Raw genomic sequence first — 22,859 nt, 5'->3', positions numbered from 1 at the left:
TCATATTGGTATTCTAATGCTAATCAAGCCTTCAGTCATTTGGATGGCACCTGAACAATGGAAGCTCAACCATGCTCCTGAACTTTCTTCATTTTACAATTGGACGATACGAGAGAAGAAACTTATATCTCTACCATGAAAGGAACAAGCTTATGATTGTGATCTACATACTTGCCGCAGTCGTTATTTTCTACGCTCTAAATGCTTTTCTTTCCTTATTCAGTATCTATCTGGTTAATGGCGATTTCGAAACGGTGTATCTGCTCCTGACGATCATCATCGGCGTTCTTCTATATATTGCTTCACTTTTAAAAAATGCGAATAAGCGACGTTAGATTGGAAATTCAACTTTGCAGCATAGCAAAAAAGACGACTGGATATTACCCAGTCGTCTTTTTTTATTTACTGCTCTTTGATTACCATAATACCTTTGGTTCTTTATTCTATTTCTCTCCACTCAAAATCCCTATTAGTTCGTATCTGTCGCACTTTCCGCACTCTCTACCGAAGTACCTGGAGCTGCACCGCGCTGCGGTCTGCCACCTCCTCCGCCAAAGCCACCGCCATTAGGATTGCTGGCGGATACGCCGGATTCGGACAGCCAGGTGACACTGTTGGAGATATCAAAGTCGACGACTTGGGTGCCACCGCTGTACGTGCCGTCACTGTACAATCCATCTGTCGCTGTGCCGGTGGGTGTACCGCCAGTGTACAGGGCGTAGCTGCTGCCCTTGGCCAGATTCGGGGAGCTCACGACGACGTACTGATAGTCTTTATCCGGGGCAAAGGTGAGGATGTTGGTACCGTCACTGTCCTGCAGGTGAACGAGCGTACCTGCTTTCTGCACAGTGGAGTAGCTCATCGCTACCGAGTACTGGGTAGACACATCCGATGGAGCCTGTGCCATACCGGAGCTGCCCGCTGCTACCAGATAGCCGCCTGTCATTTCAAAAGTTCCATCGTAATCGAGTGTTCCGTTTCCACTGCTGGTCGGACCGTTCACGATGACGGTACCGCCGGACATGGTGATCGAACCGTTGGCATCCAGACCGTCGCCACCTGCTTCAACGTATAATGTACCGCCGCTGATATTCAGCAGCGCATTGCCTGCCGACTCCGGTCCACCGCCGCCGAAACCACCGCGTCCGCCTGCATCTGGAGCTGTCTCTGTGCCCGTCGCTGCTGCAGTATCTACAGCTGTTGCTGCTGTCGTAGATGCCGCTATAGAGGCATCTGTACTACCGGACAATGCGAATGAGGATGCTGTCTTGGTCGAAGTTGAAGTCACTTCTACGGCAGCTGTTTGGCTGCTGGCTGCCGACGTATCCGCTGCGGATGCTGTAGTATCTGCAGCCGTGGTTGTCTCACCTTCCGAAGCATTCACACCGTCGTCGCTGGATACGATATGAGTATCGCCGCCTGCCACGTTGATTACTGCAGCTTCCAACCCCTCATAGCTCTCGGTAACATTAACTTTGCCGCCAGTGATGTGCAGATTGGTCTCTGCGTGGATACCGTCATCGCCGGTTGCGAGATTCAGTGTGCCACCGGTAATGGTCACGCTGGCATTGCTGTGTACGCTGTCGTCTTTGGCATTTACGTTGAATGTACCGCCGTTAATGACAAGGTCGCCACCGGATTTCAGTGCTTTAGCGCTGTCGGATGTATCTTCTGTTGCTTCTTTGGCATCCGTTACAGCCGCTGCTGTAGTTGAAATTTTTGTGGATGTTCCTGTAGTCGCGGAAACTGCTGTGCTCGTCGATGCAGCGGCTGTAGATACAGATGCTTCACCGTCTGCCCCCTGAGAAGCTGAAGTCGTTGTATTGGTTGTACTGGTTCCAGTCGGTACCGCTCCCTGCTCGCCATTCATCTGTGGAGGCGTACCGCCACCTCCTCCGAATCCGCCCGGAGGCATGTCTTCGGTATGGGCTTCCGCATTGGCGCTTCCGCCGCCGGTGGTAATCGTATAGGTTCCGCTATCCGTTACCAGCTTGCTCTCTGCCTGAATGCCGTCGTTTTCGGATTGAATGGTAAATGTACCGTCTGTAATCGCGATGAATCCTTTTTCTGTATCTTCGTCATTGGTCGCCTTGATGCCATCCCCACCTGCAGTCACGGTAAAGGTACCCTGCTCGATCGCCACCATATCTTTGCCGACAATGCCGTCATCCTTGGCTTGAATATTAAATATACCGGAAATGATCTTCAGATCGTCCTTGCTCGTAATGCCGTCCTTGTAATTAGCATTTACATTCAGCGTGCCGGTGCCATTGACCGTCAGATCCGCTTTGCTGAACAGGGCTGCGCTTGGCTCGTCGGTGGAGCTGTCGGCGAATACATATTGTGCGCCATCGGTGATTGTATTCTCGGTGCCTTCCTGCAGCGTCAGGATTACATTATCTGCTTCCTGGATGTAGATGGGTGCGCTGTCTTTGCTTGTGATGCTCACGCCGTTCAGTACGATATGCACATCACCTTCATCGGTACTGTTGACCACAATCTGTCCGTCGGTCAGCTTGCCGCTGATGACGTACGTGCCAGCCGCCGAGATTGTCACCGTACTGCCGGAAGTTTTGGCTCCAGAGCCGATGACAGCTGCGCTACTCCCGTTCAGCTTGATCATGGTGGAACTGTCTGCGCTCCAGTCTGTGCTGCGCTCGGCGTCCTTGTACGTGACCAGGTCTGCGCTGGTCAGCTTGACCGGTGTGGTGACTGTGGCGGTAGAGATCGACTGGGTCGTGGCTGCTGTTGAACTGGTCGTTGCTGCGCCGGTCGATGGGCTGCAGGCTGCCAGCAATGAGGCGGACAGGAGCAGTGCGCTCAGGGTGGTGGCTGCTTTTTGGGCAAGGCTTTTTCTCGCCGGGTTGCTCCATATACCGGACGTGCTGTCCGTTTGTTTTTGGTTTACTTTTCTCATAGTTCATCGTTCCCTTCCATAAATGGACTGTAGTGGTGAAGTGACTTCGGTAGTCTATATTTATTTATGCATTGGCTTAATATTCGTTAGCTGGAGTGGGGCTCATCGTCAGCGACAAATCCAGATTGCCGTTTCGGCATTCAGTCATACATATTTGTTCTTGCATACTTAATATTCGTTAGCTGGAGTGGGGCTCATCGTCAGTGACAGATCCAGATTGCCGTTTCGGCATTCAGTCATACATATTTGTTCTTGCATACTTAATATTCGTTAGCTGGAGTGGGGCTCATCGTCAGTGACAGATCCAGATTGCCGTTTCGGCATTCAGTCATACATATTTGTTCTTGCATACTTAATATTCGTTAGCTGGAGTGGGGCTCATCGTCAGTGACAGATCCAGATTGCCGTTCCTACAACGGATTTCGTCGAGGAATTCTTTTTGGTTGGTTTCCTGCTTCATGGTGACAAGGTAGATCAGCTCGTACAGGCTGCCCAGCTCGGTGGTTCTGATTTTTTTCAATTCATGCTGTACATTAAATTTATGGAATACTTCGTTGAAGGCTTCTTCGTAGCCCAGGTTTTCGGGAATGGTCACTTTCAGGGTGCGCTGCATCGTTTTGCGTGTGCCAAAGTTAAAGCGATTCAGCAGGAACATCAGCAGGCAGAGGATCAGGGTGAACAGTACTGCGTAGCCGAAGTAACCAGTACCGACGGCCAGACCGGCTGCCATGGTGAACAGGACGTAGGCGATGTCTTTCGGGTCGCCGGGTGCACTGCGGAAACGGATGATCGAGAATGCACCGGCCAGACTGAAGGCGCGGGCGATATTGCTGCCAATGAGCAGGATGATAATGGCTACGATCATCGGCAGCAGTACCATCGTCAGGGTGAAGCTCTGGGAAAAGCCGTTTTGGTTCGTTTTCATATAAGTCAGGCTGATAATGCCGCCCAGAATAATGGATACCAGTATGGTTAGCAGCGCGCCGCTCAGAGTAAGTTCGGTCGTGCTGGCGCTTACTGTACTGTTAAATAAGGTTTCAAGCATAGCGGATAGTCTCCTTCTCGGTAGGGATTTGAATCATGGCGGGAGCCGGCATCTCAATTGTCGGCAGCTGCGGTTGGATCGTTGGAACCGTCTGGTTTTTCAGCATTTTCTTGTACTCGTTGCCGTATTTGGAAAAGCTCGTCCGGTACAGTTGGTGCTTCGACAGCAGTCTGGACAGCCACAGCGGAACGGTGTTCTCCGCCTTGACCTCCATCAGCCACTGATCCGGCTCCAGCAGCTGTTCCCCGTAGTCGCCCTGCTCCAGCTTCAGATCGTAGCGCCGGCAGCGGATATTGGTGTCAAAGGTAATGCGCAAATCGCGGCTCTCCTTGCTAAAAAGTGCTTTGCGGTCATAGGACAGATACAGCTTAGGCGCCAGATCGTACAGGCGAAGGAAGTAGCTGATCTCGTTCAGCACCTGCTTGTTCATGTACTCCTGGTATTCCGGCGCCTGTCCGGTGCGGACGAATTCGTAAGCTTCATCCAACTTGAGAGCAGTTCGGCGTTTGTTGACGAGACCGGTGAATTTCTTTTTGATCTCCATATATACTTTGGCATCGGCCCGGGGTACACCGTATGCGCGAAGGCGCAGCTTTTCTTTGTACTTGGGCTTGGCCAGACTTGCCCGGATCAGCGAGTCATGCGGTGTGTCGTAGTAGATGTTGCTGATGGAGTAAAAGTCGTGCTGCTTGTTGTAGGCGTCCAGCTCCATGTATTCCAGCAGATCGCTGTACAGTGCAGTGAACTGGGCTGTGTTCATCAGGTACTTGCTTTCATAGCGGTTAAAAACCTCGATAGCCATGGGGATCATTCCTTTGCATTATGGTGTGCATGGCATGTGCGGCCGTGCGGATAAGCTGTATGGGCGGGTCAGTTTGTCGTTGGTTGGTGCGGCGTCGCTTGCTTATGTTTGTATATTAGAATGCCAACCTTTAGTGAATCTTAAATGTTTTACATGGAGTTGATAAATTTACAAACTTCTTGAATTTGTGTGAGTCTGCTGTGTTATGGAGCACGTTATCGAAGGGAATTGTGTTTATGGCTGCTCGATCTGGGCGTTTTTTGGCAGGCCGCTGCGGAAAGGGAGGTCGTGGGGCGCTGTTTGGAAATGCAAAAAAACCTTTTGTGATGGCATGGATAGCAGCATTACAAAAGGGGCTGTATTGGAAGACTCGCTTTTTATTAAAAAGAGGCAATCTAATGAAGCAAACGTTATGTATTGAATCTTTTTTGCCGAATGTAAATATAATATACGGTTCAGCCGAATTTAAATTCATCCTCTTCATACCGGCCGCTGATACATTCAGTTAAGCTTAATTAAAGGTACAGCTCTTACAATATTGATATGAACAATACATGCCCATGCCAAAACGATACCTGCTGCCTACCTACAGTGATCGGCAGACAGCGAACTAATTCATTTATAAAGGGTGACACCAACGATGCGAATATTAATAGTAGAAGATGAACTGCATCTGGCGGAAGCACTGATGCAGATTCTCAAAAAGCATAACTACTCCGTCGATGCCGTGCATGACGGGCGGACCGGGCTCGATTATGCGCAGAGCGGGATCTATGATCTGCTGCTGCTGGATATTATGATGCCGGAGATGGACGGGATCAGCATGCTGAAGACGCTGCGCAGCCAGGGGGATGCGACACCGGTCATTCTGCTCACCGCCAAGGGAGAGATCTCGGATAAAGTGACCGGGCTGGATTACGGCGCGGACGATTATATCGCCAAGCCATTCTCCTCCGAGGAGCTGATGGCTCGTATCCGTGCGGCCCTGCGGCGCAAAGGGGAAGTGGTACCGGAGGACGGACTCAAGTACGGCGAGCTGGAGCTGAATACGTCCACGCTCAAGCTAACCGTCCGCGGCAAGGAAATGAAGCTCAATCTCAAGGAGAGCGAGCTGCTGGAGCTGCTGATGATCCGCAAGCAGGGCGTGACGTCCAAGGAGCAGATTATCGAGAAGCTGTGGGGGTTCGATTCGGAAGTGGAACATAACAATGTGGAAGTCTATATTTCTTTTCTGCGGAAAAAGCTGAACTTCCTGAACTCCACGGTGCGCATCACCACGATCCGCAATGTCGGTTATGTGCTTGAGGTGACGAACTGATGTTCAAGCAGCTCCGCAATCGTTTTCTGATCCTCAATCTGGCGACGATCTCGATCCTCATGCTGGTCGCTTTTGCTTCGATTTATACGATTACGTACCGGAATGTACAGACCGATGTCCGCATGGACCTGATGCGGATATCCGACTCTTACCTCAAACCGTTTAACGGGGGCGGGGGCAGCCAACCGCCGCGCAGTGGTCAGGGAACGACAGCGAATAGCGGCGGATTTACCGGCGGTCAGAACCAGAATACGCCGCCGGAACGGGCAGTTGCTTTTATGATTGAGACCGACAGTTCCGGCAAGCAGACCAACAGCAAGTCCCAGGTGGCGATTGAGAGTCCCGTTTATGCCAGCGCCCTGCAGGAAGCGACCACCATGAATACGGAACAGGGGCAATTCTCGCTGGATGGCAGTGAATGGGCTTTTAGCCGGCAGCCGCTGAATGGCGGGTACCTGTATACATTTCTGGATATAACCGCCCAGCAGGCCATTCTGACCAATCTGATCTATACCTTTACCGCGGTTGGTATCGTGATGTTGGTGATGCTGTTTTTCACCAGCCGCTACTTTGCCAATCGTTCGATTAGGCCGGTACAGGACGCCTTTGACAAGCAAAAGCAGTTTATCGCGGACGCTTCTCATGAGCTGAAGACACCGCTCGCGGTGATTAACACCAATGCGGATGTGCTGCTCGCGAATCCAGATGATACGATCCGCAGTCAGTCCAAATGGCTGCATTATATCAAAGGCGAGACCGAGCGCATGTCCCGGCTGACTGGCGATCTGCTCTATCTGACCGAGATGGAAGATGCACGTACCACGATGATGCACAATACATTTGATCTGAGCGAGACAGCGGAGAATCTGATCCTGACGATGGAAGCTGTCATTTTCGAAAAGGAACTGTCGCTGGACTACGATATTACGCCAGGACTGCCCATCGAGGGCAGCAGCCAGCAGATCCAGCAGGTGATTATGATCCTGCTCGACAATGCGATCAAGTACTGCAATCCTCGTGGCAGCATTACACTGACTCTGCACCGATATAATCAGCAGACCATCCTATCGGTCAGCAACACCGGCGAAGGTATCGCGCCCCAGCATCTGGACCGGATCTTTGACAGGTTCTACCGGACGGATGCTTCCCGGACGCGTTCGCAAGGGGGCCATGGGCTGGGCCTGGCGATTGCCAAGTCGATTGTGGAACAGCATGGGGGCCGGATCGAATCAAAGAGTACGGTCGGTGAATTCACGACGTTCTCGGTGTATCTGTAACGAATATCTGCTGTCAAAGATGAAGCGGCGCGTCACCACATCTTATTCCATTATATTTAATTTAAATACATTATTTGTAATTAAGAGCATTTAGTGGTAAGATGACTTTGGTTGTAAATTTAATAGAAGGAGTTGTTCAAATGAAAAACCGTAATATCGCTTTTGTTTCTGCTCTGACACTCACTGCCGCTCTTGTCGTTGCACCATTAGGTTCTGCTTCGGCAGCACCTGTAGAGAACAGCCAGACTGTCAATTCGACCCTGGTAACCAGCGCTTATTCGGATCACACAGGTTCTATCCCAGTAGGTGGAAACTCCAGTTTGCTTTTCCTTCATGGAGACTTTGAAGTGGTGATCAATCCGACTCGCTATGCTAACTTTACTATCACTGTATTTGATAACAATAATAACCCTGTTTCCAATATGTCCTATAGTGGCAGCAGCCCATACACCCTGTACAAATCCGACTATAACTTAAGAGGTTACCATTATATTAAAGTCACTGCTAATGTTTCTAACGCAGGAACATTCTCTGTGAACTACTGACCTCATGTAATCTACACATAAAAAAGCGCCTACTCTCCCGAAAATCGGGAGGGTAGGCGCTTTTTCTACTGATCAGAAAAAGGAATACGGATGCGTTGTAACCATCCAAATATGTAAAACCAGTTCTTTCCGTTATAATCTTTCTGTACTCTGCTTTCTTTTTATTTTCAATTCCTTGTTATACGAATAAATAAGCCTACCTTTAAATAATCTTGCACCTCATATATATAATTCTACAGCAAATATGAATTTTTGGGGTAAATAGTAATGATTCACACTTCTGCTCCATGCACTCCGCTGCTCTGCAGCGTAAACATACTACTGAACGATCAGAAAGGAACATGTCCGTGAAGCGAGCCATGATTATTATCAACCCTTCTTCCGGCAAGGAACTGGCGCTGGAATATTTGCAAAAAGTCGAACAGCTGCTGCGCGACGAAGCCGGATATGATGTTGTCGTCAACGAAACTGCCAAAGAGCTGGATGCGACGAATTTCTGCATTTCCGCCTGTGAAGACTACTTTGATTTGGTCGTCTCCATTGGAGGAGACGGTACCCTGCATGAGACGATCAATGGTCTGCTCGATCAGAAGCATCGTCCGCTGCTCGGTATTGTGCCTTTGGGAACGGTCAATGACTTCGCCCGGGCGCTGCAGATTCCGCTGAATCCGGATGAAGCAATCCGTACACTGACCTCTTCACAGGTCAAAGATGTCGATATGGGACGGCTCAATGAGCAGCTGTTCGCCAATGTGGTGGCAGCCGGCTCACTCGCGGAATCGCTGTCTTCGGTATCTTCCGAGGATAAATCCAAGCTGGGAGCGTTTGCTTATTTCCGGGAAGGATTACGCGAACTCGTCAACAACTCGGCGGCCCCGCTGCGCATTGAATACGATGGTGAAGTCTGGGAGGGCGATTCCCCGCTCTTTATTGCTACATTGACCAACTCGGTCGGCGGCTTTGAGAAAATTGCGCCGGATGCTTCTGTCGATGATGGTCTGCTGCACGGCTTTATTTTTAAGGATCTGAATCTGTTCAATACGCTGGCTGTCGGCGCTTCCCTGCTGTTCGGTCATCTCAAGGACCATCAGGATGTGATCTACTTTACAGCTCACCATATCAATGTCAGCTCCAATCAGCCGGTCCGTACCAATGTGGACGGCGAGGAAGGTCCGGCGCTGCCGGTGGATCTTCATATTCTGCCCGGTCATATTAAGGTCATTGTGCCCGAGCCGGTCTGATCTACAGCTCCAAAGCAATGGCTGCCTCATCGATAAGAGGAATGTGAACTTGCCAAATAAAAAAGGATACCGCTTTTGCGACGGTATCCTTTTTGTCATGCTCGGTATTCTTATATCAATTACAGCTGTAAAACAGCTTCCAGACAACTTCCAAAGCACGCGGCTCGAGAGACTGCTCCATCATTTGTCCGCCATGATCATAAAGCGCTTGGAATTGGTGACAATGCCCCGATCGGTCCGGTACTCCTGCACAAACTGGTCCAGAATAACAAAGTCTTCGGCATCCCGGCCAAAATCGGGAATGATCGGCGCATGCTTGAGCAAAAATACCAGATCTTCAGCGGTGGCATAATATTCATCCGCATCATACTGCTCACACCGTACATTCCGAAATCCTGCCTGCTCCAACCCATCCAGATATCGGTTCATCAGCGTGCCATCCGGCTGCCGCTCCTGCTCTCGGCCAAACGCCTGGACCAGATTCCGTTTATCCCCTTCGCTGACCTGCTGGGTGAGAAATACGCCGCCATCCGCCAGCACCCGGAACGTCTCATACTCATCAAATGGCGCATGACGACAGGATACAATATTGAATAATCCATCCGGAAACTGCAGCTCACGGGCGTCCATCTGCAATATTCGCACATTATGCTTGCCCGAGGCAGCCAGATTGGCCGCTGCTGTCTGCATCATGCCGGTAGACTGCTCCACCCCGACCAGCAGCCTCGCGGCATCTGCCAGCTCCAGCAGTGCTTCACCGCCGCCGGTCCCGATATCCAGCAGCAGATCATCCGGTCTGCATCGCCGGGATATCTCCATGTAGAAGTCCCATGCGGCGCCTTCGGTCTCGCACTTCATCCTGCTGAAATCCCAGCCATTGTCCAATCCAACCCGGTCATAAAATGCTTTATATTGTGATTCTCTCATTATCTGATATCATCCTTCTCTTGATTAATGGGTGCCCGCGCTACCTTCGATTCGTCAATACCAAAAATGCCAACCGCTGACTGCACGGTTGGCATTCCCAGGATGATCCTCCATTCTGCTCACAGCAGGTGATAAGTATATGGACGCCATCCTTTATATTCAATTAACGATTGACACGGGTTCCGTTCACGTCGCGATGATCTTTGCGACGCAGCAGTCCGAGCAGACCCAGCAGACCGAATAATCCGATCCAGCCCCAGTCGTTGTCATCGTCATCTTCCATATCCGTGGTAGTGGTACCGGTTGTAGTTCCTGTCGTACCGGTAGTTCCTGTGGTGTCCGTCGTTCCGGTCATATCTGTGCCTGTAGTACCGGTAGTTCCATCCGTACCTGTAGTGCCCGTTGTACCACCGGTTGTGCCGGCAGGATCAGTCGCTCCGGTTGTGCCTGTAGCATCCGTTCCAGTAGTACCGGTTGTATCTGTCGTTCCACCGGTACTAGTGCTGTCTGTACCTGTCGTCCCGCCTGCATCAGTACCGGTGCCCGTAGTATCGGTCGTTCCGGTGGTATCCGTTGTACCGCCAGTCGTAGCAAAGGTAGGGGTAACCGCTGTCGTAGATATGACCAGTGAAGCGAGAAGTACCAGTTGGATTTTTTTGAACATGTTGTTATCTCTCCTCTTTTAATGTTGTAATGTTCCTGCTAGGTTAGTATTAACCCCTGACAGCCGATTTAAACGGATTATTCCGTATTATTTTGTAATTACTGGATATTCACGCAGCTCAAATGAAAAGAGCCAGCTTTCCCACGGGAAAATTCGGCTCTCTGCTTTTATTATATATCTGATGCTAACACAGTATAGACAACATTATCTATACACTTTCCATCTCTGGACGGTATTCACTCAGCTTGCCTTCATATACCAGCTGCAGACGCTCGCTTCGCCGCAAATCATCCGGCGTTACGAGTGCAGGCAGTTTGTTCCACAGGCGGATTCCCGACCGCTGCAAAATCTCGGCGACAAACTGGGAACAGAAATAGGAGTTGCTGAATTCCACCGGTTCCTTGATCGCTACCCCGATCACGCCGAGCAGATTGTACAGGAACTTCTGCTGGCTGCGAACAAAGATATGCAGCACCCGCTTCATCTTCTCCACCTCACGGCTGGAGACGCGCAGTTCATAAATAACGCAGGTCGTATTGGGATATTTGCTGTAGGTGCCGGTCTGGATATCTTCCCGCACGAATCCACCGTTCAGCGGATTGTTCGGATGCTTGCGGCCAAAACTGTACAGCTCATGCAGATTCCGGTCAAAGGAAATGGATGCATGATTATACGGTGCCTTGGTATACGTCTGAATCACCCGGGTGAACAGTGTGCCGGTATTGGTCAGCAGGATAAAGACGGACTGTTCGTCGGTCATGGTCAAAATGTCCCCTTATCAAGTTGGAATTATTCCTTCATAATAACATAGGATTCCTGTATTAGGATTCGAATTTAAAACAGGTTGGTGATCGGTTGTGAGCGGTTCGTTATTTACGTTAATTCTGATTTTTGCAGCTCTATTCATTCTACAGATCGTCTATTTGATCGTCAGCAAGCTCCAGCCGGAGAGGGATTACAAGGTAATTGGTACCCGAATCAAAACCTGGTGGGGCATGTTCTTTATTTTTTGCCTGGCGACATTGTTCAATCCGATCGTCTCGCTGCTATCCCTGATGGTACTGGCCTTTTTTGCCCTTAAGGAATACTTCTCCATGATTCGTACACGCAAAGCGGATCGCCGGCTGTTTCTGTGGGCATACCTGGCGATTCCGCTGCAATTTTACTGGATCTATATCGGCTGGTACGGGATGTTTATCGTCTTCATCCCCATTTATGTGTTCCTGCTGCTGCCGCTGCCGAGGCTGATCAACAAAGGGACGGGCGGCTTCCTGCGCAGTGTCAGTTCGACCCAGTGGGGGCTGATGCTGATGGTGTTTGGGCTTAGTCATCTGGCGTATTTCCCGTTTGCCACACCGGAGTATGGCGGCGGACTGGTCCTGTTCCTCGTCGTGCTGACCCAGCTGAATGATGTGATTCACTACCTTGCTTCCATGTATATCGGCAAAAGGAAAATTGTACCGACTTCCAACCCGCATATTACCTGGGAAGGATTCATCTGCGCCTTTATCGTGACGACAGCGGTCTCCTATCTGACTCATCCGTACCTGACGCCATTTGATCCGAAGTTCGCCCTGATCATCGGGATGCTTGTCAGTCTGGCCGGATTCTTTGGCAGTCTGACGATATCCGTATTGAAAAGAGACCTGCTGATCGGTGACAGCGACCGGGCGGAAGCGCTCAAGGAAAGCTATCTCAGCCGGGTCGACAGTCTGACCTATACGGCACCGGTATTTTTCCATGTGATTCGTTATGTATATGATTTTATGTAAACCAGATATGGCATTAAAATAGTAGTGCGCCCTTATTCCATGAATAAGGGCTATTTTGTTTATATTTTTTTACATAAAGTACTTTTTATTGAATAAATTCCCTAATAAAACGTACATACTATAGTTAATCTTCCAAATACGCTGTTACATGAAATTAATTCAAATTTTAAGGAAAGGAATAACCGACATTAGTTATATTCCATATCTTGGAGCAGAACAGCATCAACCAATCCAGCATAGGGGGAATAAAGATGAAATTCAGCCACAAACCGGATACTGCCAAACGCCTGCATACTTCGATGTTTGAGTGGGCCAAGCAGAGGCATCATAAACATCTGTCTTCCGGCAATCCATTGGTAAAGCTCGGCGCAGCAGGACTATACATAAGCTGGAATACCGTAAAAAAAGCAAGACGCATATGCCTTGACAGAAAAGCCAGAGGAGTCTTTATGGCCAAAATACTCCATCCCCGTCAGATTCACCAGTTCTCCTCGCTCACGGCGATGGATCGATATCCGCATCTTTTTGCAGCATGCCAGGATTATTTTAAGGGCAAACCGGATATTCGTATTCTGTCCTATGGCTGCTCTACCGGCGAAGAAGTATTGACCCTACGGCAATATTTTCCCGAAGCCCATATTGTGGGTGCCGAGATTAATAAGCATAGTCTGAACCTGTGCCGCAAGCTGCCCGTGGATGACAAAATCAAATTTGTGTATTCCAGCTCGCGGAAAATCCGGAATCATGGCAAATATGATGCCATTTTTTGTATGGCTGTCCTGCAGCGAAGTCCGAATGCCGTAGCCTCCAAAGGCATGACCGATCTTAAAAAGTTTTATCCTTTTGAACGGTTCGAGCAGCAAATTATGGAGCTGGATCAGGTGCTTAAGCCTCAAGGAATGATGGTTCTGCACTTTACCCCCTATGCCCTGACCGATACTATGGTTGCTGCCCGTTATAAGCCTTTCGGCAACCACAATCAGAACGACTATATCTCTCCCTTGTTTGACCGGTACAGCAAAGTGAGAAGCAATCCGTCACCTCAGCCGGTTCTGTTTGCCAAGCAAGCTTCTAAATACTGACGCTTCGATTCTGCAATAAGTACGCTGCAGGGCCACTCCGTACGCTGGAGCGGCCCTTTTGGCATGCCCGGGATACTGCTGTAATATGGCTGCTTCCTGAATAAATGATTGAAGCGCCATATCATGAAATGATCTGCTTCTGGCTGTCTCCCATGAGCAGAATCAAGATCGCCAGAGCGTCTACTTAGCCGTATTGATAAAAAGATTTGAAAAAACTTTTTAAATAGACTTGTAATTATCTTAATTTAGTAATATTATAAATGTATAAACTAACTAAATATCAATTAGTTACAAAAAATAATTAAAAAGAGGAGATTGTTATCATGAAAAACACTATTCAAAAAGTAATGTTGTCCACTGCTTTAGCCGCCAGTCTGGGAGCTGTTGCTGTCGTTGCTCCAATCGGAGGCAGTCATGCCTTTGCAGCATCCGACAATCAATCCAGCCATGAGAAAAATAAAAAACGTGCGGAAGATCGTGCCAACAACGCTGCTTTCCTCGCTGCACAGGCAGAACAGTTCAACGCTCTGTTCGGTACTCCCGAAGAAGTTACTGCTAACCAGCCGGAAAATAATGCCGTTCCTTCAACAGACACTGCTGCCAAACAGGATATTCTCGTTGTTGTTCCACAGGGTGCCAGCCTGACTGAAATCGCTGCTCAATACGGTGTAACCGTAGACGAGCTGGTTGCTGCCAACAACCTGCTGCCTGCCGGTTACCAGCTGACTGTTCCACAGAAATAATAAATAAGCTCCTGCCAGAGCCAATTGTATATTACGCTTTTGTATAGAAGCAGTCTGAACCGTTTATTGCGGAGCAGGCTGCTTTTTGCGTATACCGAATCAATATGATGAAATGTATTCCGGTCGCCGGTAAATTTTTGCTAGAATACACTAAATACATTTTCCATGTCGGCTCGATCCTGACAGGCATGGAATCAAAGGAGCTGATTCACATGGATATGCTGTCTGTTGTTTCTTTTCTCGGTGCAGCCATTCTGCTGACGCTAATGCCGGGACCGGATAACATGTTTGTGCTGGCCCAGAGTATTGCCCAGGGAAAAAGGGCAGGTATTGCCACCACATTCGGTCTGTGCACCGGTCTGCTCGTACATATTACTGCCGCTACACTGGGCGTATCGGCAATCATTTACCAATCCACGCTGGCGTTTAACATCGTCAAATATGCCGGGGCTGCCTATTTGCTTTATCTCGCCTGGAAATCGTTCCGGGCGCGGGATGAAGAATTGCTGGTCGACAATGGACAGACACCAGCTCTTCAGTTTGGAACCCTGTACCGGCGCGGAATTGTGATGAGTTCGCTGAATCCCAAAGTATCACTGTTCTTTCTTGCTCTACTGCCGCCGTTTGTTAATCAGGAAGCAGGCTATATCACCCTGCAGATGCTGGTACTGGGCTTTATTTTCCTGATCCAGGCATTGATTCTGTTCAGCATTGTTAGCGTATGTGCCGATCGGTTACGCGGCTGGCTGATGCGCCATCCGCGAATTTCGCGCAGGATCAATGTGATTCAAGGCAGTATATTTGCACTGATCGGGCTCAAGGTCGCATTTAGCAGCCGCTAGTAGACTGCAATCACCGGCGGACCGAGCGGACCGGTCACTTCCAGCTGGTGAATGTGTCCGCCGGAAGCATCGACCAGCGACTGCACCGTGCCTTCTCCGCCATCCGCCATCGGTACATGAATATACCGGGCCGACGGGTAGACGCTGCGCAGCCCTTTTTCTATCGCTATGCAAACTTCCTTGGCAGTCATGCTTTCTTTGAATGAATCCGGTGCCAGTACAAATGTCTTCTCTCTCATCTCTCCACCCCGTTTGGAAATAATAGATTACAGCAAGAAACCATGCACAACTGTCGCCGGAACCACACCGATCGATCTAAAAGCGGCAGCCGCTGCCATCAGAATACCAAAGATTGGAGCAAGAGAGGAAGAGGTCCCAGATGCCGAATTCCTCATTTTGAGCAGGACGAAATGGAGTGTGCAGATGAACAACGATTAGATGCCCTATTTGAATTACAGTCTGAACAGGCCTATATTTAAATGTACAGGCCAATATCCAATTGACCTGCAGCAAACAGGCTGTACGAACGTGAAGCGACAATATAATGCAATAAATGTGAATATGTGGAGGATGCCTTCAGGTTCGAATGTTTTGCTATATACGATAGATCAGCATGCGCTATACCGGACTTTTCGAAGGTAACCAATTATTAATGTCATCTAACCTGAAATGGAGTGATACCGATGAAAGAGCAGCAATTGGAAATGATCCGTCAGATTCGTGAGCAGCAGTCTACCCAGGTCGATGGTGGTACATTGACACCGCCCGGTATACCGGCTGCCCAGCGCAAGGATATCCGTATTCCCACATCCTACGGGGAAGCGCGTACTCATATGTATATTCCACTAAATGCAGACGAAGCTGCGCCGGTGTTTATTAATTTACACGGCGGCGGATTTGTACTCGGCGCGCCGGAGATGGATGATCCATGGTGCGCCTATGTCGCTGACCGTTCCGGCTGCATTGTGCTCAATGTCGAGTATGTACTGGCGCCGGAGCACAAATTCCCGTCTGCCGTCTACCAGTGTTACGAAGTGGTCCAGTGGGTTCATCAGCATGCGTCCGAGTGGGGCGGAGACGGCTCCAGACTGGCAATCGGCGGACACAGCGCTGGAGGCAATCTGTCTGCCGCCGTATGCCTGCTCAATGTGCAAAAAGGCAGCGAACTGCCTATCGCCTATCAGATTCTCGACTATCCGCCGCTTGACCTGGATACCGATCCGGCGGCCAAGCCGGCTTTTGAAGAAGCGATTCCGGTAGATATGGCCCGGATGTTCAATGAGATGTATTTGGAGAATATGGAGGATGCCCGTAATCCGCTGGCTTCGCCTGTATTCGCCTCTTTCTCCGAGCTCGCCGCTCTGCCGTCTGCCCTTGTCATTACGGCAGGCCAGGATTCGCTGGCAGCCGAAGCCGTGAAATACGCTTCCATGCTCCAGGAAGCAGGCGTGCCGGTCACTCATCGCGATTATCCCGGCGAAGCCCACGGATTCACTCATAACGGCACCTATGCCAACGCCGAAGAGGCATGGCAGCTGATGGCTGACGAGTTAAAGCAAATTTTGGCGTAGCTTTTAAATTCACGTCCTATTTATGAAGATTATTGAGATCAGGATGCAGACCTTTTCCTTATGAGGAAGACCGGGCTGCATCCTTTTTTGGTATAAACTGCTGCATGTTAGCATACCTGTATCCACTTGCACCATCCAGGCTCCTTTTTAGATAAAGTATGAATTAATGCGGATTTACAAACAAAAACCCGCCCCTATTATACGGGCAGGCGCTGCTGCAGAATCTCCATAATATGCGAAGTCTGTCCCTGGTCGAACTCTTCCGGCGTCATAATGTAGAATCTGTCCTTCGGGATGCCATTGAAATTGATAAATGTACTCACATAAGGGGAAATCAGTATAAAATCCGTCCCCTGCTCCAGCAGTTCCTCCAGAAACAGGTAATCCTGATCGATCTCCACCACATAGTCCAGCTGATGGGCACGAATCTCTTTGCTAAGATTCTCCTCCAGAGTTCGCGATAGCGATTTTCGGAAAATTCCTCCTTTGTCATACTGATAAGACCGGGGTGTAGAACCCATGACTACTGCTTTTACAATCGTAATTTTCTTCATATGTACCTTCTCCTTGCCCGGTAGTTTACGTTCTGAGTGCATATCATGCTACTTTAGTGCTCTTTCTATCCTTTTGTATATCGCGTCGTTATACTATTCTGGATTGTACGTTATGAGGATTCATAATCTCCCTACATTGTATATAAACCTGCCGCCAGCATCCAACTCATCCATACATTTATTCCATTAATATACATATAATGAGGTCTTTAAAGTATAATTTGTCGATTCCTTTGCTTTATTTTAACAAAACCAATTGACATACTTGGTTTTAGCTTCTATATTAAATTTTAATATTATAAAGCCGTTTAAAGCATTAAAGCAATCATGTACAGGGGGAAAAGAAAATGAAAAGACGTGTATGGTCCGTAGGCTTACTCTCCATTCTGCTTGTGTTCACGCTGGTACTAAGCGCATGTGGTAACAATTCAGCAGATAACAACGCATCCGGAAGCGCCGGTGCCGCATCTGACCAGCCATTGGCCGGTAAAAATATCGCTCTGATTATGCGTCTGAACAATGGAACTTTCTCCGCCCAGTACATCGACGGGGTCAAAAGCCAGGTCGCCAAATACGGCGGCAATGTCACTGTCATCTCTGCCGACAATGATCTCAGCAAAATGGCTTCCTCACTTGAGGCAGCCGTGAACCAGGGACAATTCGATGGTATCCTGATCGACCACGGCGATGCCGGAGCACTGACAGCCGGTGTACAAAAGGCCGTGCAGGCGAACATCCCGGTGGTCGCTTTTGACTCGGCACTGGATGGCATTCGGGGCGTGACCAGTCTCGTACAAAATGACCAGCAGATGGCTGAACTGACACTTGAGCAGCTCGCCAAGGACGCTGGTGGCAAAGGCAATATCGTCAAAATCTGGGTCGCCGGCTTCCCGCCGATGGAATCCCGTCAGATCTCCTACAAGGCCTTCCAGGGCAAATATCCGGATATCAAGGAAATTGCCGCTTTTGGTACAGCGGATAATGCCCAGCTGGATGCACAGACCCAGATGGAAGCGATCCTCAAGCAGTACCCGAACAAAGGCGATATCGCGGCTGTCTGGGCGTCCTGGGATGAATTTGCCAAAGGGGCTTCCAATGCGATTAAGCAGGCCGGACGCGATGATATCAAAGTATACGGCATCGATCTCAGCGATGAAGATCTCAGCATGATTCAGGACCCGACCAGCCCATGGGTAGCCTCCGCAGCTGTGGACCCGACGACCATCGGCCGCGTGCAGGTACGGTATCTGTATCAGAAATTTGCAGGTAACCCATCCGACGAGCGGGTAGAACTGGAGCCGGTCTATGTTCACCGCGATGATCTGCCAAAAGACAAAAAAGTAACGACCGCCGATCTCGGTGAGTACGTTAAAGGCTGGGGAGACAGCGACCAGGGCAATACCGACGAACTCAAAGCCCTGGAAAAAGCGATCGCCGCAGGCAAATAAAATTGCTCTATCCCGTCTGACCTGCTGAATGTTCACGATTGTTCAGGCGTAACCCAGTATCCACCAGTGTGCTTCTGCATACTGGTGGATACTGCTATACCCTCCTGGGCAATTCGATTACACTGCTGCCGGTTATTCTGATCGCAGCCACAGAAAGGAGCATCCATATGACGACTCCCACAGCTTCCGCTGGCGGCCATCTGCATATGAAGGAAATCTACAAATCATTCGCCGGTGTCCCGGCCCTGCAGGAAGTAGACTTCAGCCTGCACAGCGGCGAGATCCACGCACTGCTCGGTGCCAACGGCGCCGGCAAAAGCACATTGATGAAAATATTGTCCGGCGCCTACACCGCCGACCGGGGCAGCATCACCATTGACGGTCAGCCGGTACAGCTGAACTCTCCGGCAGCCGCCAAGCAGGCCGGTATCCAGTGCGTCTACCAGGAAGTCGATACGTCTCTGATTCCCCAGCTGTCTGTCGCCGAGAATATACTGCTGCACCAGCTGATCACTTCCAAGGGCAGCCCGATTCTGAACTGGAAATCCCTGTACCGGGAAGCGGAAGACATACTGAACACGCTCGGCTTTGCCATTTCTGTCCGCCGTCAGGTCAGTGAGCTGTCACTCGCGGAAAAGCAGCTCGTGCTGATTGCCCGCGTGATGGCGGAGAAAGCGCGCTTCGTCATCCTCGACGAACCGACCGCCCCGCTCAGCATGGAAGAAGCAGAGCGGCTGTTTGGAATTATGCAGGGACTCAAATCCCAGGGCATCGGTGTTATTTTCATCTCGCATCGGCTGCCGGAGATTTTCCGGGTATGCGACCGCATTACCGTCATGCGTGACGGACGCCGGGTCAGCACGGTATCGGTAGAGGACACCAACCCGGGGGAAGTTGTACATAACATGCTGGGACGTGCCTTTGAAGAGGAATATCCCAAAGTATTCACCGAGATTGGCGAACCGCTGCTGACCGTACGCCAGCTGGCCGCCGGACGGCATGTGCAGGATGTAAGCCTGGACGTATGCCGCGGCGAAATTGTGGCTGTTGTCGGTCTGGTCGGCGCCGGCAAGACCGAGCTGTCCAAGCTGCTGTTCGGTGCAGAGCAGCCGGAGCGCGGCACGGTTGAACTGAATGGACGTCCGGTACGTGCGCGCAATCCGCATCAGGCGATCCGTTCCGGTATCGTGCTCGTCCCGGAAGAACGCCGCAAGGAAGGCATTCTGGTCAAGGAATCCGTGCTGCACAACCTGAGTCTGCCGCTGCTGCAATCAATTACGTCGCTGGGCATCATTTCCGGAAGAGCTGAACGCAGACATGGTGAAGGATTGATCTCTTCACTTGGCATCAAGACGTCATCCGGGCAGCAGCTGACCGGATATCTGAGCGGCGGCAACCAGCAGAAAGTCGCTATCGGCAAGTGGATGGAGACCGACGCCGATCTGTTCATTCTCGACGAACCGACCAAAGGCGTCGATATCGGCGCCAAACGCGACATTTTTAAAGTGATCGGCAATCTGGCCCAGCAGGGCAAAGGAATATTGTATCTGACCTGCGAATTTGATGAAGCGCTCGGTCTGGCGGATCGCATCCTCGTGATGTGTGACGGCCGGATCACCCGCTCTTTCGCCTATGGCGAAGCTTCACAGCAGGATCTGTTATATCACGCCAGCGCAGGCCGGGAGGAACTTGTATGAAACATCGGATCGCCCAATTCTCATATCGTTATGGAGCCCTGATCTTTATCGGTCTGGTGCTGCTCTTCTTCTCCGTATACAACCAGCACTTTTTTACCTATAACAATATTACCGATATTTTGCGTTCAATCTCGATTGTTACCTTTGTTGCGATCGGCATTACGATCTCGCTGACGGTGGACGGATTTGATCTGTCTGCCGGCTCGACCGTCTCGCTCACGACCGTTGTCGTCGCGGCGATGATGGTCTGGTATGAGATGCCGCTCATTCTCGTGCTGATCGTGCCGATTATGATCGGGGCACTCGTCGGATTGCTCAACTCGCTGCTGATCGTCAAGATTCGTATTCCCGATCTGCTGGCGACGCTGGCAGTCATGTACATTGTCAGCGGGATTCACCGCACCTATACCAAGGGCTACTCCATTTACAACAACATGCAGTTCCAGGACGGCACCAAGGCGCCCGGCGTGATGCTGGATTCCTTTCTCTGGATCGGTCAGGGGCGGCTGCTCGGCATTCCGTTTCCGGTGATTCTGATGCTGGTGGCCATTGTCGCTATGCATTTATTTTTCAAATATACGCGCGGCGGACGCCAGATGATCATGACCGGCAGCAATGAAGAAGCGGCACGCCTGTCCGGACTGCGGGTCAATCGCATCCGCACGCTCGCCTATGTCGCTTCCGGTATCTTCGCCGCGATCGGCGGCATCCTGTTCGCTGCCCGCGTCGGCTCCGGCCAGATTGATGCGGGGTCGTCCATGCAGATGGATGCGCTCGCTGCTGTGTTTGTCGGTTACTCCGTCTTCGGAGCGGGACGTCCGAACATTATCGGGACCTTTTTCGGGGCTGTATTGATGGGGGTGCTGGTGAACGGCATGACCATGCTGCATGTGGAATATTATACGACGGATATTATCAAGGGCGCTGTGCTGGTACTGGCTCTGGCCGTTACCTTTATCCATCGCAAGCGGCAAAAGGTATAACGCGCAGAATCAACAGTGCAGGTGCTCTACCTATCCCTTGTATGCCGATTCATGCGCGCATCCCTGATACAGTCCGCAGCCAAAATATATATCTCCATCCATTCTGATCTGCAAGGAGGCAAATGACCATGACTGCAACTGCTGATTCCATCTATGAACCATTGACCGAAGAGACGGCGATCCAGCTCGCCCGGCGGCTGAAGCTGTTCGATACGGAAGCCGATCTGGTCTGCCGCGAAATCGGTGACGGCAATCTGAATCTGGTGTTCCATGTGACCGAACCTGCGGCAGGCAAAGGCATTATTATCAAGCAGGCGCTGCCCTATGTGCGTATTATCGGCGAAGGCTGGCCGCTGACGCTGGAGCGCGCCCGCATGGAGAGCGAAGCGCTGCGGGTCTTTGCCCGCTATGCACCGGAATACGTGCCGGAAGTGTATTACACGGATAATGATTATGCGATTACGATTATGGAAGATCTGTCCCATCTGACCATTGTGCGCACCGGTCTGGCCGAGGGCGCGGTCTATCCGCTGCTGTCGACTCATATCGGCCAGTATATGGCCCGCACGCTGTACGGCACTTCAGATTATGGTCTCGGTGCGGATGCGCGGCGGGAGCTGGCACTGCAATTTCACAATCCCGAGCTGTGCAAAATTACCGAGAACTTCGTCTTCACCTATCCACTGCAGGATCATGAGAGCAATGCAGTCGAAGACAGCCTACGGCACCTGGCCGAGCAGCTGTGGCAGGATGAACAGCTGCTGCGCGAAGGCGCCCGGCTCAAGCGCCATTTTATGACAGCGGCTGAAGCACTGCTGCATGGCGATCTGCATACCGGCAGTATCTTTGCCAGTGAGCAGGAGACCCGGGTAATCGATCCGGAATTCGCCTTTTACGGACCGATGGGCTATGATGTCGGATTGTTCATCGCCAATACGCTGCTGTCGGCACTGGCCCGCAGCGAAGACGGTCGGGAGACGCTGCTGCATCATGTCACTGCGGTATGGGAGGTATTCGCAGCCGAATTCACTGCACTCTGGCAGGCAGATAATCAGGAGCCGCTGGCCGGGGCAGCCGGTTATCTGGAAGATCAGCTGCTGCACATTTTCCGGGATGCGGTCGGCTATGCAGGCAGCGAGATGATGCGCCGGGTGATCGGACTCGCTCATGCCCGGGATATCGAGAATATTAGCGACGATATGCAGCGTCTGCATATCAAGTCCAGCGCTGCCCTGCTGGCACGCGACCTGATCGTGAACCGCAGCCGGTATGAACGGGCGGAACAAATCGTACAGGCACTGAGGCAGGCAGACAGAAATGAACCAATTACGCACAAATAGAATGCTCTCTTTTATACAGGAATGACCAGAGAAATGCCCGGGTCCATAACGGAACTCGGGCATTTTCGATTGAACTCATTTACACTGTTTT

22 protein-coding genes and 1 pseudogene are annotated in these 22,859 nt (G+C 50.6%); 15 read left to right on the top strand and 8 right to left on the bottom strand.

Translation table 11 applies throughout. The features are described 5' to 3' along the window. Window positions 1–16 precede the first annotated feature (16 nt). Entirely contained in the window at window positions 17–139 is a 123-nt protein-coding gene (locus tag M1D61_RS00640; protein ID WP_458120709.1) for a DUF6199 family natural product biosynthesis protein, read from the top strand. 330 nt (window positions 140–469) lie between these two features. Here M1D61_RS00640 and M1D61_RS00635 read toward each other — a convergent pair whose 3' ends face one another. From M1D61_RS00635 to M1D61_RS00625, 3 genes are all read right to left on the bottom strand, one after another. After that, window positions 470–2,917, bottom strand: a complete 2,448-nt coding sequence (locus M1D61_RS00635; RefSeq protein WP_458120708.1) for a carbohydrate-binding domain-containing protein — start codon at window positions 2,915–2,917, stop codon at window positions 470–472. 352 nt (window positions 2,918–3,269) lie between these two features. Next, complete coding sequence (locus M1D61_RS00630; RefSeq protein WP_458120707.1) at window positions 3,270–3,962, bottom strand: DUF4956 domain-containing protein; 693 nt, start codon at window positions 3,960–3,962, stop codon at window positions 3,270–3,272. Next, window positions 3,955–4,764, bottom strand: coding sequence for a VTC domain-containing protein (locus tag M1D61_RS00625; protein ID WP_458120706.1), 810 nt, complete (start codon window positions 4,762–4,764; stop codon window positions 3,955–3,957). The genes M1D61_RS00630 and M1D61_RS00625 overlap by 8 nt, the downstream gene beginning before the upstream one ends. A 236-nt stretch (window positions 4,765–5,000) precedes the next feature. Here M1D61_RS00625 and M1D61_RS00620 point away from each other — a divergent pair, with 236 nt between their 5' ends. The 5 genes from M1D61_RS00620 (at window position 5,001) to M1D61_RS00600 (ending at window position 9,145) form a co-directional block, all read left to right on the top strand. Then, on the top strand, window positions 5,001–5,273 hold the full coding sequence (locus M1D61_RS00620; RefSeq protein ID WP_458120705.1) for a hypothetical protein: 273 nt from the start codon (window positions 5,001–5,003) through the stop codon (window positions 5,271–5,273). Between the two features lie 131 nt (window positions 5,274–5,404). Then, entirely contained in the window at window positions 5,405–6,082 is a 678-nt protein-coding gene (locus M1D61_RS00615) for a response regulator transcription factor (protein ID WP_458120704.1), read from the top strand. Then, window positions 6,082–7,359, top strand: coding sequence for a sensor histidine kinase (locus M1D61_RS00610; RefSeq protein ID WP_458120703.1), 1,278 nt, complete (start codon window positions 6,082–6,084; stop codon window positions 7,357–7,359). Before M1D61_RS00615 ends, M1D61_RS00610 begins: the two co-directional genes overlap by 1 nt. 140 nt (window positions 7,360–7,499) lie before the next feature. Next, window positions 7,500–7,904, top strand: a complete 405-nt coding sequence (locus tag M1D61_RS00605; protein ID WP_458120702.1) for a hypothetical protein — start codon at window positions 7,500–7,502, stop codon at window positions 7,902–7,904. 347 nt (window positions 7,905–8,251) lie between these two features. After that, the gene (locus M1D61_RS00600; protein WP_046212461.1) at window positions 8,252–9,145 is read left to right on the top strand and encodes a diacylglycerol/lipid kinase family protein; all 894 of its coding nucleotides are present in this window, start codon (window positions 8,252–8,254) and stop codon (window positions 9,143–9,145) included. Between the two features lie 180 nt (window positions 9,146–9,325). Here the strand turns inward: M1D61_RS00600 and M1D61_RS00595 are convergent, their stop codons facing one another. The 3 genes from M1D61_RS00595 to M1D61_RS00585 form a co-directional block, all read right to left on the bottom strand. After that, entirely contained in the window at window positions 9,326–10,072 is a 747-nt protein-coding gene (locus M1D61_RS00595) for a class I SAM-dependent methyltransferase (protein ID WP_458120701.1), read from the bottom strand. Window positions 10,073–10,235: 163 nt separating this feature from the next. Beyond that, window positions 10,236–10,736, bottom strand: coding sequence for a hypothetical protein (locus M1D61_RS00590; RefSeq protein ID WP_458120700.1), 501 nt, complete (start codon window positions 10,734–10,736; stop codon window positions 10,236–10,238). Window positions 10,737–10,944: 208 nt separating this feature from the next. Next, entirely contained in the window at window positions 10,945–11,496 is a 552-nt protein-coding gene (locus M1D61_RS00585; RefSeq protein WP_458120699.1) for a hypothetical protein, read from the bottom strand. 97 nt (window positions 11,497–11,593) lie between these two features. Here M1D61_RS00585 and M1D61_RS00580 point away from each other — a divergent pair, with 97 nt between their 5' ends. The 4 genes from M1D61_RS00580 (at window position 11,594) to M1D61_RS00565 (ending at window position 15,175) form a co-directional block, all read left to right on the top strand. Continuing rightward, window positions 11,594–12,508 (top strand): phosphatidate cytidylyltransferase, encoded by a 915-nt coding sequence (locus M1D61_RS00580; protein ID WP_458120698.1) that lies wholly within the window; start codon window positions 11,594–11,596, stop codon window positions 12,506–12,508. A gap of 251 nt (window positions 12,509–12,759) precedes the next feature. Continuing rightward, window positions 12,760–13,590 (top strand): class I SAM-dependent methyltransferase, encoded by an 831-nt coding sequence (locus M1D61_RS00575; RefSeq protein WP_458120697.1) that lies wholly within the window; start codon window positions 12,760–12,762, stop codon window positions 13,588–13,590. 323 nt (window positions 13,591–13,913) lie between these two features. Next, window positions 13,914–14,333, top strand: a complete 420-nt coding sequence (locus M1D61_RS00570) for a LysM peptidoglycan-binding domain-containing protein (RefSeq protein WP_458120696.1) — start codon at window positions 13,914–13,916, stop codon at window positions 14,331–14,333. 212 nt (window positions 14,334–14,545) lie between these two features. Then, window positions 14,546–15,175 (top strand): LysE family translocator, encoded by a 630-nt coding sequence (locus M1D61_RS00565; RefSeq protein ID WP_458120695.1) that lies wholly within the window; start codon window positions 14,546–14,548, stop codon window positions 15,173–15,175. Here M1D61_RS00565 and M1D61_RS00560 read toward each other — a convergent pair. Further along, a pseudogene (locus M1D61_RS00560) lies at window positions 15,175–15,414 on the bottom strand (glycerate kinase); the annotation flags it as partial. The gene M1D61_RS00565 and the pseudogene M1D61_RS00560 sit on opposite strands and share 1 nt — an antisense overlap. A 444-nt stretch (window positions 15,415–15,858) precedes the next feature. Between M1D61_RS00560 and M1D61_RS00555 the strand changes: the two are divergent. Continuing rightward, the gene (locus M1D61_RS00555; RefSeq protein WP_458120694.1) at window positions 15,859–16,746 is read left to right on the top strand and encodes an alpha/beta hydrolase; all 888 of its coding nucleotides are present in this window, start codon (window positions 15,859–15,861) and stop codon (window positions 16,744–16,746) included. A gap of 197 nt (window positions 16,747–16,943) precedes the next feature. Here the strand turns inward: M1D61_RS00555 and M1D61_RS00550 are convergent, their stop codons facing one another. Then, on the bottom strand, window positions 16,944–17,300 hold the full coding sequence (locus M1D61_RS00550) for a hypothetical protein (RefSeq protein WP_458120693.1): 357 nt from the start codon (window positions 17,298–17,300) through the stop codon (window positions 16,944–16,946). A 347-nt stretch (window positions 17,301–17,647) separates the two neighbouring features. Here M1D61_RS00550 and M1D61_RS00545 point away from each other — a divergent pair, with 347 nt between their 5' ends. The 4 genes from M1D61_RS00545 (at window position 17,648) to mtnK (ending at window position 22,768) form a co-directional block, all read left to right on the top strand. Next, entirely contained in the window at window positions 17,648–18,748 is a 1,101-nt protein-coding gene (locus tag M1D61_RS00545; protein ID WP_458120692.1) for a sugar ABC transporter substrate-binding protein, read from the top strand. A 167-nt stretch (window positions 18,749–18,915) separates the two neighbouring features. After that, window positions 18,916–20,445 carry a sugar ABC transporter ATP-binding protein gene (locus M1D61_RS00540; protein ID WP_458120691.1) on the top strand — a complete coding sequence of 510 codons (1,530 nt, stop codon included), beginning with the start codon at window positions 18,916–18,918 and terminating at the stop codon, window positions 20,443–20,445. Further along, the gene (locus M1D61_RS00535; protein ID WP_458120690.1) at window positions 20,442–21,428 is read left to right on the top strand and encodes an ABC transporter permease; all 987 of its coding nucleotides are present in this window, start codon (window positions 20,442–20,444) and stop codon (window positions 21,426–21,428) included. The genes M1D61_RS00540 and M1D61_RS00535 overlap by 4 nt, the downstream gene beginning before the upstream one ends. Window positions 21,429–21,556: 128 nt before the next feature. Further along, window positions 21,557–22,768 carry an S-methyl-5-thioribose kinase gene (gene mtnK, locus M1D61_RS00530; protein ID WP_458120689.1) on the top strand — a complete coding sequence of 404 codons (1,212 nt, stop codon included), beginning with the start codon at window positions 21,557–21,559 and terminating at the stop codon, window positions 22,766–22,768. Window positions 22,769–22,859 lie beyond the last annotated feature (91 nt).

This window comes from Paenibacillus sp. Z6-24 (assembly GCF_054161335.1).
This window is presented reverse-complemented; position numbering and strand designations above follow the sequence as displayed.

Coding starts and splice junctions, on each gene's coding strand:
- M1D61_RS00585 (WP_458120699.1), bottom strand. CDS start 11,496: ATGACCGACGAACAGTCCGTCTTTATCCTGCTGACCAATACCGGCACA.
- M1D61_RS00640 (WP_458120709.1), top strand. CDS start 17: ATGCTAATCAAGCCTTCAGTCATTTGGATGGCACCTGAACAATGGAAG.
- M1D61_RS00630 (WP_458120707.1), bottom strand. CDS start 3,962: ATGCTTGAAACCTTATTTAACAGTACAGTAAGCGCCAGCACGACCGAA.
- M1D61_RS00555 (WP_458120694.1), top strand. CDS start 15,859: ATGAAAGAGCAGCAATTGGAAATGATCCGTCAGATTCGTGAGCAGCAG.
- M1D61_RS00620 (WP_458120705.1), top strand. CDS start 5,001: ATGGCTGCTCGATCTGGGCGTTTTTTGGCAGGCCGCTGCGGAAAGGGA.
- M1D61_RS00535 (WP_458120690.1), top strand. CDS start 20,442: ATGAAACATCGGATCGCCCAATTCTCATATCGTTATGGAGCCCTGATC.
- M1D61_RS00605 (WP_458120702.1), top strand. CDS start 7,500: ATGAAAAACCGTAATATCGCTTTTGTTTCTGCTCTGACACTCACTGCC.
- M1D61_RS00625 (WP_458120706.1), bottom strand. CDS start 4,764: ATGGCTATCGAGGTTTTTAACCGCTATGAAAGCAAGTACCTGATGAAC.
- M1D61_RS00635 (WP_458120708.1), bottom strand. CDS start 2,917: ATGAGAAAAGTAAACCAAAAACAAACGGACAGCACGTCCGGTATATGG.
- M1D61_RS00590 (WP_458120700.1), bottom strand. CDS start 10,736: ATGTTCAAAAAAATCCAACTGGTACTTCTCGCTTCACTGGTCATATCT.
- M1D61_RS00615 (WP_458120704.1), top strand. CDS start 5,405: ATGCGAATATTAATAGTAGAAGATGAACTGCATCTGGCGGAAGCACTG.
- M1D61_RS00545 (WP_458120692.1), top strand. CDS start 17,648: ATGAAAAGACGTGTATGGTCCGTAGGCTTACTCTCCATTCTGCTTGTG.
- M1D61_RS00570 (WP_458120696.1), top strand. CDS start 13,914: ATGAAAAACACTATTCAAAAAGTAATGTTGTCCACTGCTTTAGCCGCC.
- mtnK (WP_458120689.1), top strand. CDS start 21,557: ATGACTGCAACTGCTGATTCCATCTATGAACCATTGACCGAAGAGACG.
- M1D61_RS00575 (WP_458120697.1), top strand. CDS start 12,760: ATGAAATTCAGCCACAAACCGGATACTGCCAAACGCCTGCATACTTCG.
- M1D61_RS00565 (WP_458120695.1), top strand. CDS start 14,546: ATGGATATGCTGTCTGTTGTTTCTTTTCTCGGTGCAGCCATTCTGCTG.
- M1D61_RS00540 (WP_458120691.1), top strand. CDS start 18,916: ATGACGACTCCCACAGCTTCCGCTGGCGGCCATCTGCATATGAAGGAA.
- M1D61_RS00550 (WP_458120693.1), bottom strand. CDS start 17,300: ATGAAGAAAATTACGATTGTAAAAGCAGTAGTCATGGGTTCTACACCC.
- M1D61_RS00610 (WP_458120703.1), top strand. CDS start 6,082: ATGTTCAAGCAGCTCCGCAATCGTTTTCTGATCCTCAATCTGGCGACG.
- M1D61_RS00595 (WP_458120701.1), bottom strand. CDS start 10,072: ATGAGAGAATCACAATATAAAGCATTTTATGACCGGGTTGGATTGGAC.